The organism is Paenibacillus sp. IHBB 10380, assembly GCF_000949425.1.
Classification (GTDB): domain Bacteria; phylum Bacillota; class Bacilli; order Paenibacillales; family Paenibacillaceae; genus Paenibacillus_AQ.
The window spans coordinates 417,000-432,784 of record NZ_CP010976.1 but is presented as its reverse complement, the minus strand read 5'-3'; the positions used below and the strand labels follow the sequence as shown (position 1 = coordinate 432,784).

Here is a 15,785-nt window from a genome sequence, read left to right as displayed (position 1 = left end):
AGTTTACTAAAAAAATTATAACGAAGCAACGAACACTTCGTGAATAGATTGTGTCATCGTTTGCTCTAATCATTCTCAATGGGATACAATAGGAAGCAAAGCTAGAAGTAAACTACATACCCATAGGAGTGATAATCATATGTCAGAAGTTGCCTTAACATTAGAAGGTTGGTACTCACTACATGATTTCCGTTCTATTAACTGGACAGCTTGGAAGTCTGCTGATGATGAAGATCGAGCGATGGCACTCGATGAACTTCAAGCCTTTCTACAAGATTGGACAGAGATTGAGACCAGCAAAAAAGGAAGCAGCGCAGTGTATACGATCGTTGGACAAAAAGCCGACTTTGTATTCATGCACCTTCGTGAAACGTTAGAAGAGATAAATGCTGTCGAGACTGCCTTTAACAAGACTACATTTGCTCAATATACTACCAAATCTTATTCATATGTAAGCGTAGTTGAATTGAGTAACTATATAGGCGGAGCAAGCGGTGGAGATCCAATGGAGAATCCAGAAGTAGTCGCTCGCTTGAAACCAACCTTACCTAAGAATAAATATATTTGTTTCTATCCGATGAACAAGAAACGTAATCTAGACGATAACTGGTACATGCGCACCATGGAAGATCGTAAAACAATGATGCGTAGCCACAGTATGATTGGACGCAGTTATGCTGGTAAAGTGAAGCAGATCATTACAGGTTCTGTAGGTCTAGATGATTGGGAATGGGGCGTAACCTTATTCTCTGACGATGCCCTTCATTTCAAGAAACTGGTATATGAGATGCGTTTTGACGAAGTTAGTGCCCGTTATGGTGAATTTGGATCATTCTACGTTGGTAGTCTACTAAATGAACAATCTTTTGAAGAATTACTTAAATTGTAATTTGTAAAAGTGCTAGTAACATAAATAAAAAATGCCTTGTCCAGCTTAAGAACTGGAGAAGGCATTTTTGTATAATGATCCCATAAAAGAAGGACCTGCCTCCATTCAAAACGATGGCAAATCCTTATTAATACGATCTTATTCCTCTTCTTCATCCTTCAAGGAGTTTAGAGAATTTAGGAACTCTACTGTCGCCGCGTCCCTAGCTCGCCCCTTATCCTTCAATCTTTCGATTGCCGGAAGAATGAGGATATCTACTTCTTTTTGAATCGTATAAGCTAGGTCGTAGGATTCCTTAGACTCTAGAAAAGAACCTACTTCCATTAATGCATTATAACGATCCAGTTCATCACGCGTAAGCAACCCACGGACTTGAACGCTGCAATGGCGCATCTTATAGGAATCTTCCTTTTTTCAGCATCAACGGAATACCACCTATAGTAAGGAGATACCTCATATCAACCACTTTTTTCAGTTGTGCGGCACTCCAACCTTTTAACAATTTATTACCTATAACAGCAATACCTTCGCCTTTGCCAAGCGAGGCAACGGTACCTTTATTGCTGAATTCGAATTTCTTAAGTGGTTTATTACGGATCGTAGATACGACATTCTGAGCTGTACATACACCTTGTTGCATAGCAATTTGTGCTGTTGGTGGATATGGACGACCTTCTGGATTCATAACAAGTGAATTATCACCGATAATAAACACATTGTCATATTCAGGTGCACGTAATTGCTCATCCACTTTGACACGACCTCTCATTGTCTCGAAGCCTGCAGCTTCGATCATATGATTACCGCGAATTCCTCCAGTCCATACTACAGTAGCTGCTTTGATCTCTTCACCTGTTGCAAGGAGTACGCCTTCTCGTGTACATTCTTTGATGGCAATACCAATCTTGAATGTTACGCCTTTTCTTCTAAGAACATCCATCGCATATTCAACAAGTTCAGGTGCAAATCCAGGCAATGCCGTTGGAGCTGCTTCACAGTTGTAGATATTAACAAGATGTGGATCAACATCATATTCCTTACACAGTTCAGGAATACGATCCGCTAACTCAGCTACGAACTCAATACCGCTGAATCCTGCGCCACCTACAACAAAGTTAATACGTTCTTGTGGCGTCTTCTCATTCTTGTAAAGTGCGAATTGATATTCAATATGCTTCCGAATCAAGCGCACGGAGTTAATACTACGAATCGTCATCGCATATTCATCAAGTCCCGGAATACCGAAGCTTTCAGGCTCTCCACCTAAAGCAACGATCAAATAGTCATAAGAAAGAGTTCCGTCCACCAATATGACCTTTTTCTCTTGCGGACGAATTTCTTTTACCGAGGATTTCACAAGATCAATCTTAAATTCGTCAATCAGCTTTGAAATGGAGATACGTGTATTCTCGATGCTGTCTGTGCCTGCAGCTGGCATATGCAAATGTGTCGTAATATAATGGTAATCATGACGGTTAACTAACGTCACGTCTGCCTCGTTGTAATTTAATTCTTTTTGAAGACGCTGTGCAGTTAGGATTCCTCCATATCCAGCACCAAGGATAACTATTTTGGGAATGCTACTCATGGTCTAATTTTACTCCTTCCAAATCCTTCTTTTTCTTTATATATCTATATAGAGAATGAACTAAGACGTAAGAAACAGCTAGTTCATTCTTTTATAGTAAGTAGCCTATGTGGTTAGTGAAAATATACACATTAATAGATTGAGAAGCTTCACAATTCAGTGATTGAGACATTTCTCACATTTATTTTAAACTTTCACTCCTATTTTATCAAAATAAATATCAATGATAATATTCATAACAGAGTAATTGTTCGAAAATAGACAAACATCAACTTAACATACTATTGAAATACTAGCTATTTCCAGTTAAAAGATCAAGTGTTATTTCATGCTGAATGCTACCTTTAATGCCTTCCCACCTCAATTTCATACGAAAAAATACATATTTAAATGTTTTTTATATGTGTTTATGTACACCCGAACTTTGCAGATAAGGCCAGTACGATTATAATGAATAAGATTATATAAATTAAATCGCATATATATGGAGGTGCTTTACCTAATGACATCCCCACACACTGGTGATGAAATGTCCGACTTGATCATTATCGGGGGCGGCCCAGCAGGCATGTTTGCGGCATTTTATGGCGGAATGCGACAAGCATCCGTAACCATTATTGAAAGTATGCCACAATTGGGTGGACAACTTGCTGCGCTATATCCCGAGAAATACATTTATGATGTCGCTGGTTTCCCTAAAGTGACTGCACAAGAACTTGTAAATAATTTGTACCAGCAAATGGAGCATTTCAATCCTACTTTGCGACTTGAAGAAAAAGTAATCGCCGTAGAGAAGATAGAGGAACGCCATTTTGTTGTAACGACGGATAAAGGTAAATACTCTTCCAAAGCCATTATCATTACTGCTGGCGTTGGTGCATTCGAACCACGTAGGTTAGAAGTAGAAGGTGCAGATCGCTTTGAGAAAAGTAATCTTCATTATTTCGTGAATGACCTCAACGCTTTTAAAGGTAAAAAAGTACTCATTAGTGGTGGCGGTGACTCTGCTGTTGACTGGGCGCTTATGCTTGAACCTATCGCAGAACAAGTAACACTCATCCATCGCCGTGATAAATTCCGTGCGCATGAACACAGTGTTGAGAACTTAATGGCTTCTAAGGTGAACATTATAACACCTACAGAGATCGTAGAACTTCACGGCGAAGAGACGATCACCAAAGTAACCCTTTCTCATATCAAGACTAAGGAAACACAAGAGATCGAAGTGGATGATGTTATTATTAATTTCGGTTTCATATCTTCATTAGGACCTATTGCAGAATGGGGCATTTCTATTGAGAGTAATTCAATCGTAGTAGATACACGAATGGAGACCAATATCCCAGGAATTTTCGCTGCAGGAGATATTACAACTTACCCTGGTAAGCTGAAGCTTATTGCTGTAGGTTTTGGCGAGGCTCCGACTGCTGTTAATAATGCGAAAGTGTACCTAGATCCTGATGCACGTCTTTCACCAGGTCACAGTAGCAACATGAAAATGTAAAAAATATATATTTATTCATAAAGATTAGAAATAGGGTATCCTGTGCTTGACGATCTGTACTACAGCCGTCTAATTAGGATACCCTTATTATGTGTGTTAGATCATGTAAGTAAATAATGTATGAGACACCTCCGTAAGTCTGATAAAAATGCGAAAACGTTCCACCAACGGTAAGGTGCTCTAATTACACCATGATCAGTTGTTGAAATTGTAATCTGCGTTTGTGTATTTCAGCTAGCAACAACGTTATGAAATCATGCTCAAGCTTTAAATCTATTGCTAGATAGTAAGATTCCAACAACATTTCATCACTTAATATAGCCATCATCCTCACAGCCTTTCCTTTTTTTCCTAAATCTATCATATCAAACAATCGATAGCGGAACAAGCGTTCGCTTTATCCACAAGCAATTGTGGAAATCCTGTGTATAATTTGTTGGTAAGTGCATTAAAGCCAGTAAAACAGCAGTGGATAATGTGGATAATTGTTATACACAGGCTAAAAAACTATCAAAAAATGTCAAAATATATTTTCATATTTTGGCATATATCTACTAAATAACCTTTATACCCATTATTAAACTATTAAAATTCAACTTTTCTATTGTGGTCTCGTATTGACCTCGAAGATCCATATCCGATTATTAACATCTACTCCATAGTCAAATCCAAGTTCATTTATTCCCGGAAAATGACGCTCCATAATCCCCGTACAGATGATGCTAAGCTTTCTCATCTCTTGACACTTATGATGACTAGAGCCTTGCAATCTTGAGGCTTTAAGGCCCTGTAGACAGGTCAGCTGTGTTCCTCCCTTACATAGATTAGTAATAAATAACCCTGGCTTTGCTAGTCGGCCAACCATAGAACGAAACACCCAGTGCCGATGAACCTTCACCATTTTTACCCGATAGTCAATTGGACGTCCCTTAATAGTAGCTAGATATATACCCTGTTGTATTAAATATTTACGTTGCGCCTTCATTCGATTCAAGGCAAGGTATATATTATGAAAATGAGTATGTCTTATCGTTTGAGATAAGTGAGTTAATGTATAACCTTTAGAATCTTTAGTCATTCGAATAACCCCATAACCACCTCCACCTACAATAGGCTTCACTACGACCATCCGATATTTACGTAACATGTACTGTAAATGGGATGGGGATAATATCATCGTATGAGGAATGTATGGAACAATCCTACGATCCGTCAACAACGCTTCAGTCTTTAACCATTTGCTAGCTAATTGTCTTCCCGCCAATGTTACCACCTCCACTTGGCTGATATACCTTAACATACTCGCAAACCTAACTTATTTCTTGGATGATTGTCCATCATCGTCACATGATTTTGGAAATGTTAACTCCAAATCATTCCACCAGAAATATTGGCTTACTACTGTAAATCAGATATACTATGGATAAAATAAGAAGGAACGGCTTCGCCGTCCTTAAAGGGACGGTAACCATTTCTCGTAGAAATATAAGCAAGGTATAGTGGTAATTTAATATTTCTTATATTTTAAAAAAGGAGGTTGGAATCAAGTTGTCACAGTTATTCGAAGTATTATACTGGATCGCCATCGTCGGCATGTCTGCAACACTTGCTTTGACGACCGTGTTGATCTTTGCCATCGGCTTTAATTTTATAAAGAAAAAACGAAGTATTCTTGGTATGAGCTGTATTGCCTTTTCGATAGCAGCAGCTTCTATGGTCGTCCTGATGATCAATCATACATTTATAACCCCTGCCTCCTAATCAATTATCAAAATACCTACCAACATTCCTTTTTTATCGGAATGTTGGTAGGTATTTTGAATTGGATACCATACAACATAACAAAAAAACCTCCTAGAAGCGTGTGCAAATGTCACACCACGGTTCAAGAGGTTGGAATTCACGTACATTTAACTATTGTTACTTATACCTCGAACGTTCTTTAACCTCAATTAACACTCGCCCTCAGCAGCTGGCTTCCCTGCATCCTTCGCTGTACGGAAGCTTGATCCACAACCGCACGTAGCTGATGCATTCGGATTATTGATGGTAAAGCCCCCTGACATACCTGACTCTTCGAAATCAATTTCCAGGCCATCCAAATATTTAATGCTTTCTTTATCCACGACAATTTTCATGTCATTCACATTCATATATAGATCGTTCTCTGTCTCATCATCGTCAAATCCCATGGCGTATGAGAAACCGCTGCATCCACCTGGTTGTACACCAAGACGAAGAAACATATTGGGAAGTTCTTGTTCAGAGAGCATCACTTTTAATTTATCTGATGCTGTTTCGCTAATATTAATCATGGTTTAACCTCCTCTTTCTAAACTTCTTTCTTGATTCCACTTACATAGACAAGTGTTACTCAATCTAACGAGTGTCTAACTTATTTCTAATTGTTCCTATCCCAAGTATACTCCACAACCTCGTTGCCCTCAAGTGAATCAGTGAACTTCTCTTATAGTCAACCCCTTTTTTCCTCTTCATCATATTGCGAAGCCTGCAAACAGAGGTCTATAATAGGAAAGGAATGAAGTAGAGATAATTGTCAGTATTTATTCACAAATAGACAAGGGTCTATCGAACAGGAGGAACGATCACGATGTCTACACTCGTAACGCCTTTTACAGATAACAAAATGACAGCGATCATAGAAAAGGTACAGAATGGCGAACGTCTTTCCATTGAAGACGGTGTCTATCTATATGAAAGCGATGATATTTTGACATTAGGGCAGCTAGCTAACCAAGTAAACTTACGCAAAAACGGAAAAAAAGTATACTTCATTGAGAACATGAGCCTATATTTCACGAACGTATGTGAATCTTATTGCGCTTTCTGTAATTTCCGTAAAGACCAAGGAGAAGACGGTTCATATACGCTTTCAGGTGAAGAGATGGTTCAGTACGTCGATCAACATATTCACCCAGGTATTCGCGAATTCCATATTGTTGGTGGACATAATAGTCACGTACCTTTCCAATACTATGTAGACTCCTTACAAACTTTAACCGATCATTATCCCGATGTAACATTAAAGGCTTACACAGCTGCTGAGATTGAATTTTTCACGCGGATAAGCGGTCTCAGTACTACTGAAGTATTACAAAGTCTTCAGAAGGCTGGATTGCAGTCCCTAACGGGTGGTGGGGCTGAAATTTTATCAGATCAATACCGTCAAAAAATGAAAGTCGATAAAGCGAATGTGGAACAATATTTAGACGTGCATCGTTCTGCTCATCAATTGGGTATGAAGACACATACGACCATGTTATACGGCTCTATCGAAAGTCATGAAGATCGAATTCGGCATATGGTTCAAATTCGTGAGCTTCAAGACGAAACCAATGGATTTATGGTGTTCATTCCTTTGTCCATGCAACCGAAGAATAAGAACGCGGGAATTATGCGTCGCAACTCTGCTTATGAGGATCTTAAGACCATCGCCATTAGCCGCCTAATGCTGGACAATATCGATCATATCAAAGCCTATTTCATTAATATTGGTGCTCAATTAACCCAAGTTGCTCTAAGTTTCGGTGCTTCCGATGTTCATGGCACCATCATTAAAGAACGTATTAGCCACGCAGCAGGCGCTTTAACTCCAGAAGGCTTAACTCGCAAAGAGTTAATCTGGCTCATTAAAGGAGCTGGACGCATTCCAGTTGAACGTGACACTTTCTATAATGAGATCCAAGTGTACGAATAGCACGCAAGTAGCATCTATGTGCGGATAAAGAGAGGTATTATGTTATGAGAAAATTGGTCGTACTTGGCGGAGGATATGGAGGACTCGCGATCATTCAAGAGCTCCTTAATAACCATCTTCCTGAAGATGTAGAATTGGTATTGATTGATCGAATGCCCTTTCAAGGACTCAAAACAGAATATTATGCACTAGCAGCTGGAACAGCATCTGATTTCGATCTACGTGTCTCCTTTCCAATACACCCTAAGCTCACCATCAAATACGGTGAAATTACTTCCATTGATCTAGAAGGTAAAAGAGTACTCTTATCGCAATCAGATATCATTGAATATGATTATTTAGTCATCGCTTTAGGATGTACCGATCGTTATCATGGCATTGAAGGTGCCGAGGAGTACACTAGAAGCATTCAGACCTTCTCAAATACACGTCAGACCTATCAGCAATTGAACAATGTGAAGCCTTATGGGAACGTTAATATTGTTGGGGGTGGACTTAGTGGTGTAGAGCTAGCAGCAGAACTTCGTGAGAGTAGACCTGATCTTAATATCGCCATTCTCGATCGAGGTAACCGTGTGTTATCCTCATTTCCATCTAAATTATCTGTCTATGTAGAACATTGGTTTCAGTCACATGATGTTGCTACTCGTTCTCAAATTTCAATAACACGTGTAGAAGATGGCGTGCTGTATAATGGAGATGAAACGATTCTCAGTGATGAGACGATTTGGACAGCAGGTATTCAACCTGTCAAAGTCGTTCAGGATCTCCTGATTGCTAAGGACCCCGGTGGAAGAGTTATACTCAATTCTTTTTCTCAAATACCAGAATATACTGATGTGTATGTCATTGGAGATTGTGCAAGTCTACCCTTCGCTCCAAGTGCACAAGCTGCCGGCGCACAAGCAGAACAAGTAGCTCATGTTATTCTCGCTTTGTGGCGAGGAGAGACACCGAAACTGAATGCTCTCCACCTCAAAGGTACTTTAGGGGCATTAGGCAAGAAGGCTGGATTTGGACTTATGGGTAAAACATCCGTTATGGGACGAGTTCCACGTATTCTAAAAAGTGGTGTACTCTGGTTATCTAAACGTCATTTAGGTTAATCTAAGTCTAGGTTCTCCCAAGCTTCTGCTTCCTTGATCTTTTCTATAATGACATTATATAATTCATCGGAGCTGTTCGCTGACACGTTTTCACCATTAACCATAGCGTAGGGCATCATGTAGCATTGGCCACAGTTGCTCAGGCAACCATATTCAATGACATCATAATCAGGGTTGGACTCCAATTTATCCATCACTTCATCCGTACCGAAATGCATATTATTCGTGCAAAATTCTATGATAGGTCTCATTCTCATTTCACCTGCTTTACTTATATAGAAGAACTAAAGACTAACATGGAAGACGTAAACTTTAGTTCAATCTATATAGCCATTTTATTTTGTGATCATTTGTACTATAATAACACTTAGGAAGGAGTTGAACAAAATGAGCGAAAACGCACAAAGTACCATGTATGATGAGGTATTAGAAGTGTTGGATAAACTTCGTCCGTTCCTACAACGCGATGGCGGTGACGTGGAATTGGTCGACGTAGAAGACGGCATCATAAAACTCAGATTAATGGGTGCCTGCGGCAGTTGCCCAAGCTCCACCATTACTTTGAAAGCTGGGATTGAACGTGCACTTCTTGAAGAAGTTGAAGGTATACAAGAAGTTGTCCAAGTATTCTAAATCCTACATCTATAGAAATATAGAAACAAATATATGGTAAACAATGAAGTCTTGGTCTCCTCGAAAGAGTCTACCAAGACTTTTTTTATAATATTTGAAAGTATAAAATTTCTATCCTTATTTCATGGGTAAACGAATGTCTCCTACGGAGATGACAAACTCGTTTATCCTTGATTACTTATCCATGGTCTTATGGGATCAAGGCCTCCAGAAATATCCATGATGTTCCCTGTGATAAAGTCAGAATCCTTGTGACATAAATACTGAATAACCCGTGCAATATCCTCTCCACTCCCAGGTCTACCCCGCGGAGTCTCCAAATCCTCTACATGCTCAACCTCTGCAATTGATTTTTCTTTGTTCATTCCCCTGATATCTCCTGGACACACCATGTTCACCGTAATACCATAGGGAGCCTCTTCCACTGCTAATGTCTTCGTGAATGAGACAAGCCCTGTCTTAGCTGCTGCATAAACAGCACGATGTGGCCAAGCTCTTGCCTCCCCCGCATGACCAAATCCGAAATGAATAATCCGTCCCCAGTTCTTCTTGCGCATTGAGGGAATAACTAAGTGATCAAGTAGCATTGCCCCAATCAAGTTTCCTTGAATGAGGGATATAATCTCGGCCTGCGTATATTCAAGGAACAACCTGCGCTCACGAATAAATGGACCGGCGTTGTTCACAACAATATCTGGACTTCCTAGCTGTTGACTTACTTTATCTACTAGCTCTTCAAGCTGCTTCGAATCTGAAATATCTGCACGAACAGCTATACATTGCACACCTTTAGCTTGAATGGTAGCACGTAATTGTTCAGCCTCCGCGGCACTATGGACATAATTAAGAGCAATATGACAACCTTGATCGGCTAATGCCAGCGCAGTCGTCTTACCTAACCCCTTTGCACTACCCGTAATTAGGGCTACTCTACCATTCAAGTCTACTCCTCCTCCAAACAACGATGATTCTTTAAGTATAAAAGATTTAAGTCTACGCTACAAATATAAATCCCGCAGAACCAAATTGGTCCTGCGGGATTGGATAGTTGAATCGCATAATCGTTATAATCAAATAACCTCTTTAAAATGCTGGTATTACAGCGCCTTTGTAGTTATCTTCAATGAATTTTCTAACGTCATCAGATGTTAGTGCATCCACTAATTTTTTGATAGCTTCCGAATCTTTGTTATCTGGACGTGCTACTAGAATATTCGCATACGGATTGTCTTTACCTTCAATGATAAGTGCATCATTGACTGGATCTAGACCCGCATCAAGAACAAAGTTTGTATTAATAACAGCTAGATCAACTTCCTCCAGTTGACGCGGTAAAATAGCTGCATCATTCTCTGTAATTACAAATTTCTTCGGATTCTCGGTAATATCACTTAGCTTAGACTCTACTTTATTCTCATCCTGAAGCTTAATTAAGCCACTCTTAGCTAATAGGCTAAGCGCCCGACCGCCATTGGTTGCATCATTTGGAATAGCAATTTTAGCACCCTCTGGTAGCTCATCGATAGATTTGTACTTTTTGGAATACGCTCCAAGAGGCTCCACATGAACAGATGTTACAGAGACAAGATCCATACTGCGTTTATTGTTCTCAACATCAAGATAAGGTTGGTGTTGGAAGAAATTAGCATCTAATTGTTTCTCATATAACTGTGTATTGGGTTGAACATAATCTGTGAATTCTATAATTTCTAGTTTGATTCCTTCTTTTTCTAGCTGTGGTTTAATATGCTTTAAAATCTCTGCGTGAGGTACAACTGTAGCCCCCACCTTCAATGTTGTTTCATCACTTTTACCGCATGCCGATAAGGCTACTACCAGTGCGATACTTACAAAACCAAGTGTCCATTTCTTCATTTGTCCATTCCCCTTTTCTTCGATAAGAATAATATGAATTATATGCGACCGAATTTATATTCGGGTATTACTATAATCACGCAACCATTATTTTCTTATAAAATGACGTACAAGCCGATCTCCTGCCATTTGAAGTAATTGTACTAATACGATTATCAGTGCTACGGATATCAACATCACTTCCATCTCATAACGATAGTAACCGTAACGGATGGCTAGGTCACCTAATCCACCTCCGCCTACTTGACCCGCCATTGCGGTGTAGGACACAAGCGTAACCACGGTAATGGTTATCGCTGCTAAGAGACCTGGTCTAGACTCTGGAAGTAACACACGTAGGATAATCTGACTTGTAGAAGCCCCCATCCCCTCCGCTGCTTCGATAACACCACGATCCACTTCTGCTAATGCTGTCTCCACAAGCCGTGCGAAGAAGGGTACTGCACCTACAACTAGCGGTGGAATTGTCCCTAGTACTCCCATGGATACCCCAACGATCCCTTTCGTAATTGGGATCATAGCCACTATCAGAATGATAAATGGTACCGATCGCAAAATATTAACAACAAAAGACAAAATAGTATACGTGAAGCGTACTTTCTTAGAAGCTGAACGTGACGCAAGATAAAGAAATATTCCGAGTGGAAGTCCTAAAATAAACGTAAATACCGCAGAAGTACCCAACATACTCAATGTAGCTAGTATGGCAGTTCCAATCTCGTCCCAAACAATTTCAGAGAAATCTAAGCTAAGAATCATTCCATCACCTCCACATCAAGACCTTGCTGAACAAGCTTGTCGATAGTTTTTGCAATACCATCCTTCTCACCCTCAAAACGTACAATCAATTGACCATAAGGAGTATCCTTGATCGTAGATATCGTACCCTGCAGGATAGCAAAATCCACTTCAGTCTCTCGTACTGTCTTCGACAGAATTGACCCATACGTTTTTTCACCTAGGAAGGTAATTTTCACGGCTTGAGAGGATGCAAGATGAGTGGCATGAATAGCTTGTTGTAACAGTTCGTTACCGCTAGCTTCGCCACGAATAAAGTCTCGTGTAACGGCATGTTTAGGCTTAAGAAACACTTCCGTTACTGCTCCATACTCAACAATTCCACCTTCGTGAATCACTCCAACACGATCGCAGATACTTTGGATAACATGCATCTCATGGGTTATGAGAACGATGGTTAGTTTGAAACGTTTATTGATGTCTAGCAGTAGCTTCAGAATAGAATCTGTTGTCTGCGGGTCAAGTGCTGATGTCGCTTCATCACACAGCAGTACTTCGGGATCACTTGCAAGTGCACGCGCAATACCTACCCGTTGTTTCTGCCCACCAGAGAGCTGCGCTGGATACTTATCACGATGCTGCTCTAGCCCTACAAGGGCTAACAATTCATTAACCTTCTTTTCAATCGTTTCTTTAGATGTATGAGCTAAGCGCAAAGGAAACGCAATATTGTCATACACCGTGGCAGAGGATAGCAAATTGAAGTGTTGAAAAATCATACCTATTCTTCGTCGTTCTTTCTGCAACTGCTGGGTGTTCAGTGCAGTTAAATTTACACCATCTACCCATACTTCACCTGATGTAGGTCGCTCTAATAAGTTGATACATCGAATAAGTGTACTTTTACCCGCACCTGAATGTCCGATGACTCCAAATATTTCACCCTTCTCAATTGACAGATCCAAATTAGATAGTGCGGTAGTTACTCGACCACCTTTACCGTACTGTTTCGTCAATTGCTTTAATTCAATCAATGTAAGTCCCTCCTTCGTTCATGACGTATATCAAAAATATAGAAAAGAAAACATAAAAAGCCCATTTCACAGTATGAAAAAGGGCTCTCTTTGTGTAAAGACAATGCCTCTCATCTGCCAGAAACGCCTGTATGCGATCTGTAGGAATTAGCACCATGACATTAAAGAGTGATAACGTTCATTACTCCTTAATCGGTTGCCGGGCTTCATCGGGCCTATCCCTCCGCCTCTCTCGATAAGAAAATACGATATGAAATTAAGTATTGTTAGTATAGAATCTTTTATGATGTTTGTCAAAAAGAAAAATTCACCTGTTAGGTTGAATTAGAATTAGCATTTAATGTTTTGTTGTGCCATTGATCATGAATATAATGGTAAGCAGCAGAAAGAGACTTGCAAATCATGTCCATGCCTAGCTTCAACTCCAATAAATGTTTATCTACATCTTCCAGCACGATTTTGTCGTGAAGTCCTTGGTGCCGTTGCCAGAGATCATCTTCCATCTCCGTATTCATATAGTGAATTTCTGCATTTCTGCGTTTCCTCAAGATATTAATAGGCTCTCGATAATAATCCTTAATCTCTGATAGCTGTTCACTCAAAGAGTTATGCTGCTTGTAGAGGGTAAGTTGTCGCATTACTGAAAAATACGAATATTGAGCTTTGACCTTTGCTGTCTGTAAATTATATTGCTCATTCAAAACTGTGCCTAGCTTGTCCAGTACAGAAAGTACACGAATAAATCCATTCTTGTAGAAATAAACATATCGCGCGTAGTCCATTTGTTCCTGAGTTGTCATATCATCCATGAATCCCATTTTAATAGATCTTCTAAAGAAGGCGGCAGCAACGTAACTTTGCTCCAACTCCGAAAGTGAGAAGATAAGGCCTCGTGTCCAGACCTCTATCTTACGTAGATCATGCGTTGGGTCTTCGCTAACATTCATTTCCTCCTGTAACAACTGGATGGTCTGTAACATAGCTTGATTAGCATCTTCTATTAACGGATTGTTATCCTCATGGGATAAATCTACAAGTAACTTACGCAGCATGGCAAGCTCTCCCTGATTATTTATTCTCCGATATCCGATATAATAATCTTCCTAGAACTGTTTACCAACAATCATAGCTGGATATATCACATCTTTACAATGCCACATGCGGTTCTGATGTAGTACAGGGAAATCATGGGCTAGTGAGTACGGTTAATGACGGCAGGCTTGCTTAATTGCCATACTCTTACACTAAGGTAACAAAGAACTCCAAATAAGGAGGAAACAAGCAGATTATGCAGTAAAGCAGCAAACACATATAGCTCACCGTTTCCTAGAGCAAAGATGATTCCAGCACCACTGAATACCTGCATTAAGCACAGTAATACCGCTGCAACACCTAACATCTGAACCTCACGATTACCTTCATGTTTACGATAGGCGAAATGAGCCATCGTAGCTATCATTATAAATAACAATAGGGCAGCGAGTCGGTGAATGAAGGCAATTCCGACTCCACCGGTTAATTCTGGAATCACCTCGCCATTACAAAGAGGCCAACCTGAACAACCTCCTGCTGAATTGGTATGACTAACGTAAGCTCCAACATAGACTACAACGTAACAATAAATAGTCGTAAACCAAGTTAAATTCCTAAAAGCTATGCTTACTCGTGGTAATAGTACAAGTTCTAAATCACCTTTGGATTTACTAAATCTACGTATCCCTAGTGCAAGCATTAATGAGCTGGCAAAAGCGATCAGTGAAAATCCAAAATGAAGCGCCTTAATAGCAGATGATTGATCCTTGATTACTGCGAGCGCACCCATTACAGCTTGCACTAATACGAACACTAAAGTCATCACAGCATATACTCTTAGATCCCGACGCTTGTTATACAGCCAGAATGCAATAACAGTAGCGAGGGCCAATAACCCTGCCATTCCGCTGACCAGTCGGTGTGAATACTCAATAAGCGACTCCACCGTATGAGCTGGAACAAACTTCCCGTGACACAGTGGAAATTCATGACCACACCCAAGACCCGATCCCGTTTTAGAAACAAACGTTCCTCCTACAGTAGCAAAGAACATAACAAAAAAAGTAGCATAACTCAACCATTTCAATTGTTTAGCACTCAAATATCTCACCTGCGATCAAATTTTGGTTATAACATATACAGAATACTTTCCAATTATACCTGATAAGTATAACTCTACCATAGTCCCTTTGTGACAAAATGTTCACAAAAAATCACGTCACTCAGCGGAGTGACGTGATTTTTTTACTTGTGAATTGTGTTATACACATCTACAGCAGTTTGTAGGAACTGCTCAATTTCCTCTTGTGACTTCCGAAGCTTGTTCACAAACCGAACTAATTCTCTTCCGTCTGTGTAAGCAACAAAACTTGGAATTCCCAAAATGTTCTGTTCTTGACTTACGCTCCCAACCTGATCTACGTCTACCTCAACAAGAGTCAATTCGTGTGTAAATTTCTTCTCAACCTCAGGCATAAACGGATGGATATATCTACAATCAGAACACCAATCTGCTGTGAATAAAGCTACGGTTAGTCTTGAAGATTGAATAGATACATCAAACTCCGCTTTCGAAGTTACTTTCTCCATTAAGATCTACCCTCTTTAGTTTCTCTTATTTTATTTAAGTGAAACAAAATAGAGAGTGGAAGTCAAATTTTTAACACA

At 39.8% G+C, this 15,785-nt stretch carries 19 protein-coding genes and 1 riboswitch; of the genes, 6 read left to right on the top strand and 13 right to left on the bottom strand.

What is annotated here, in order from left to right:
• The first annotated feature begins 139 nt into the window (after positions 1 to 139).
• On the top strand, positions 140 to 889 hold the full coding sequence (gene hemQ / locus UB51_RS01730) for a hydrogen peroxide-dependent heme synthase (protein ID WP_044875804.1): 750 nt from the start codon (positions 140 to 142) through the stop codon (positions 887 to 889).
• A gap of 138 nt (positions 890 to 1,027) precedes the next feature.
• Here hemQ and UB51_RS01725 read toward each other — a convergent pair whose 3' ends face one another.
• On the bottom strand, positions 1,028 to 1,282 hold the full coding sequence (locus UB51_RS01725; protein ID WP_044875803.1) for a hypothetical protein: 255 nt from the start codon (positions 1,280 to 1,282) through the stop codon (positions 1,028 to 1,030).
• 1 nt (position 1,283) lies between these two features.
• A complete protein-coding gene (locus UB51_RS01720) occupies positions 1,284 to 2,477 on the bottom strand; it encodes an NAD(P)/FAD-dependent oxidoreductase (RefSeq protein WP_044875802.1) in 1,194 nt (397 codons plus the stop codon).
• 502 nt (positions 2,478 to 2,979) lie between these two features.
• Between UB51_RS01720 and UB51_RS01715 the strand changes: the two genes are divergently transcribed.
• Entirely contained in the window at positions 2,980 to 3,981 is a 1,002-nt protein-coding gene (locus UB51_RS01715) for an NAD(P)/FAD-dependent oxidoreductase (protein WP_044875801.1), read from the top strand.
• Positions 3,982 to 4,165: 184 nt separating this feature from the next.
• Here the strand turns inward: UB51_RS01715 and sda are convergent, their stop codons facing one another.
• Both sda and UB51_RS01705 read right to left on the bottom strand, forming a co-directional pair.
• Complete coding sequence (gene sda, locus UB51_RS01710; RefSeq protein ID WP_144407081.1) at positions 4,166 to 4,306, bottom strand: sporulation histidine kinase inhibitor Sda; 141 nt, start codon at positions 4,304 to 4,306, stop codon at positions 4,166 to 4,168.
• A gap of 276 nt (positions 4,307 to 4,582) precedes the next feature.
• On the bottom strand, positions 4,583 to 5,245 hold the full coding sequence (locus tag UB51_RS01705; protein WP_044875799.1) for a YheC/YheD family protein: 663 nt from the start codon (positions 5,243 to 5,245) through the stop codon (positions 4,583 to 4,585).
• A gap of 284 nt (positions 5,246 to 5,529) precedes the next feature.
• Here UB51_RS01705 and UB51_RS01700 point away from each other — a divergent pair, with 284 nt between their 5' ends.
• Positions 5,530 to 5,742, top strand: coding sequence for a hypothetical protein (locus UB51_RS01700; protein WP_044875798.1), 213 nt, complete (start codon positions 5,530 to 5,532; stop codon positions 5,740 to 5,742).
• Between the two features lie 191 nt (positions 5,743 to 5,933).
• On the opposite strand, the gene UB51_RS01695 is transcribed toward UB51_RS01700, so the two are convergent.
• The gene (locus UB51_RS01695) at positions 5,934 to 6,296 is read right to left on the bottom strand and encodes a HesB/IscA family protein (protein WP_044875797.1); all 363 of its coding nucleotides are present in this window, start codon (positions 6,294 to 6,296) and stop codon (positions 5,934 to 5,936) included.
• 296 nt (positions 6,297 to 6,592) lie between these two features.
• On the opposite strand from UB51_RS01695, the gene mqnE reads away from it, so the two are divergent.
• Complete coding sequence (gene mqnE / locus UB51_RS01690) at positions 6,593 to 7,699, top strand: aminofutalosine synthase MqnE (protein ID WP_044875796.1); 1,107 nt, start codon at positions 6,593 to 6,595, stop codon at positions 7,697 to 7,699.
• Positions 7,700 to 7,743: 44 nt separating this feature from the next.
• Positions 7,744 to 8,805 carry an NAD(P)/FAD-dependent oxidoreductase gene (locus UB51_RS01685; RefSeq protein WP_044875795.1) on the top strand — a complete coding sequence of 354 codons (1,062 nt, stop codon included), beginning with the start codon at positions 7,744 to 7,746 and terminating at the stop codon, positions 8,803 to 8,805.
• On the opposite strand, the gene UB51_RS01680 is transcribed toward UB51_RS01685, so the two are convergent.
• On the bottom strand, positions 8,802 to 9,056 hold the full coding sequence (locus tag UB51_RS01680; protein ID WP_044875794.1) for a YuzB family protein: 255 nt from the start codon (positions 9,054 to 9,056) through the stop codon (positions 8,802 to 8,804). The genes UB51_RS01685 and UB51_RS01680 overlap by 4 nt on opposite strands.
• A gap of 136 nt (positions 9,057 to 9,192) precedes the next feature.
• Between UB51_RS01680 and UB51_RS01675 the strand changes: the two genes are divergently transcribed.
• Positions 9,193 to 9,438, top strand: coding sequence for a NifU family protein (locus tag UB51_RS01675; RefSeq protein ID WP_044875793.1), 246 nt, complete (start codon positions 9,193 to 9,195; stop codon positions 9,436 to 9,438).
• A 164-nt stretch (positions 9,439 to 9,602) separates the two neighbouring features.
• On the opposite strand, the gene UB51_RS01670 is transcribed toward UB51_RS01675, so the two are convergent.
• The 7 genes from UB51_RS01670 to UB51_RS01640 form a co-directional block, all read right to left on the bottom strand.
• Positions 9,603 to 10,379 (bottom strand): SDR family oxidoreductase, encoded by a 777-nt coding sequence (locus UB51_RS01670; RefSeq protein WP_044875792.1) that lies wholly within the window; start codon positions 10,377 to 10,379, stop codon positions 9,603 to 9,605.
• Between the two features lie 142 nt (positions 10,380 to 10,521).
• Positions 10,522 to 11,313: a MetQ/NlpA family ABC transporter substrate-binding protein gene (locus UB51_RS01665; protein ID WP_044875791.1), complete on the bottom strand. Its 792-nt coding sequence runs from the start codon at positions 11,311 to 11,313 to the stop codon at positions 10,522 to 10,524.
• An 87-nt stretch (positions 11,314 to 11,400) separates the two neighbouring features.
• On the bottom strand, positions 11,401 to 12,069 hold the full coding sequence (locus tag UB51_RS01660) for a methionine ABC transporter permease (protein ID WP_144407080.1): 669 nt from the start codon (positions 12,067 to 12,069) through the stop codon (positions 11,401 to 11,403).
• Positions 12,069 to 13,085, bottom strand: coding sequence for a methionine ABC transporter ATP-binding protein (locus UB51_RS01655; protein ID WP_044875789.1), 1,017 nt, complete (start codon positions 13,083 to 13,085; stop codon positions 12,069 to 12,071). Before UB51_RS01655 ends, UB51_RS01660 begins: the two co-directional genes overlap by 1 nt.
• A 107-nt stretch (positions 13,086 to 13,192) precedes the next feature.
• A riboswitch (SAM riboswitch) is annotated at positions 13,193 to 13,327 on the bottom strand.
• Positions 13,328 to 13,399: 72 nt separating this feature from the next.
• Positions 13,400 to 14,137, bottom strand: a complete 738-nt coding sequence (locus UB51_RS01650) for a Cthe_2314 family HEPN domain-containing protein (RefSeq protein ID WP_044875788.1) — start codon at positions 14,135 to 14,137, stop codon at positions 13,400 to 13,402.
• 140 nt (positions 14,138 to 14,277) lie between these two features.
• Entirely contained in the window at positions 14,278 to 15,219 is a 942-nt protein-coding gene (locus UB51_RS01645) for a COX15/CtaA family protein (protein ID WP_044875787.1), read from the bottom strand.
• 143 nt (positions 15,220 to 15,362) lie between these two features.
• On the bottom strand, positions 15,363 to 15,707 hold the full coding sequence (locus UB51_RS01640) for a thioredoxin family protein (protein WP_044875786.1): 345 nt from the start codon (positions 15,705 to 15,707) through the stop codon (positions 15,363 to 15,365).
• Positions 15,708 to 15,785 lie beyond the last annotated feature (78 nt).

Excerpts from the sequence above, each read along its gene's own strand:
- UB51_RS01685 (WP_044875795.1), top strand. The coding sequence starts at position 7,744 with ATGAGAAAATTGGTCGTACTTGGCGGAGGATATGGAGGACTCGCGATC.
- UB51_RS01680 (WP_044875794.1), bottom strand. The coding sequence starts at position 9,056 with ATGAGACCTATCATAGAATTTTGCACGAATAATATGCATTTCGGTACG.
- hemQ (WP_044875804.1), top strand. The coding sequence starts at position 140 with ATGTCAGAAGTTGCCTTAACATTAGAAGGTTGGTACTCACTACATGAT.
- sda (WP_144407081.1), bottom strand. The coding sequence starts at position 4,306 with ATGGCTATATTAAGTGATGAAATGTTGTTGGAATCTTACTATCTAGCA.
- UB51_RS01725 (WP_044875803.1), bottom strand. The coding sequence starts at position 1,282 with ATGCGCCATTGCAGCGTTCAAGTCCGTGGGTTGCTTACGCGTGATGAA.
- UB51_RS01720 (WP_044875802.1), bottom strand. The coding sequence starts at position 2,477 with ATGAGTAGCATTCCCAAAATAGTTATCCTTGGTGCTGGATATGGAGGA.
- UB51_RS01675 (WP_044875793.1), top strand. The coding sequence starts at position 9,193 with ATGAGCGAAAACGCACAAAGTACCATGTATGATGAGGTATTAGAAGTG.
- UB51_RS01650 (WP_044875788.1), bottom strand. The coding sequence starts at position 14,137 with ATGCTGCGTAAGTTACTTGTAGATTTATCCCATGAGGATAACAATCCG.
- UB51_RS01715 (WP_044875801.1), top strand. The coding sequence starts at position 2,980 with ATGACATCCCCACACACTGGTGATGAAATGTCCGACTTGATCATTATC.
- UB51_RS01695 (WP_044875797.1), bottom strand. The coding sequence starts at position 6,296 with ATGATTAATATTAGCGAAACAGCATCAGATAAATTAAAAGTGATGCTC.
- UB51_RS01640 (WP_044875786.1), bottom strand. The coding sequence starts at position 15,707 with ATGGAGAAAGTAACTTCGAAAGCGGAGTTTGATGTATCTATTCAATCT.
- mqnE (WP_044875796.1), top strand. The coding sequence starts at position 6,593 with ATGTCTACACTCGTAACGCCTTTTACAGATAACAAAATGACAGCGATC.
- UB51_RS01665 (WP_044875791.1), bottom strand. The coding sequence starts at position 11,313 with ATGAAGAAATGGACACTTGGTTTTGTAAGTATCGCACTGGTAGTAGCC.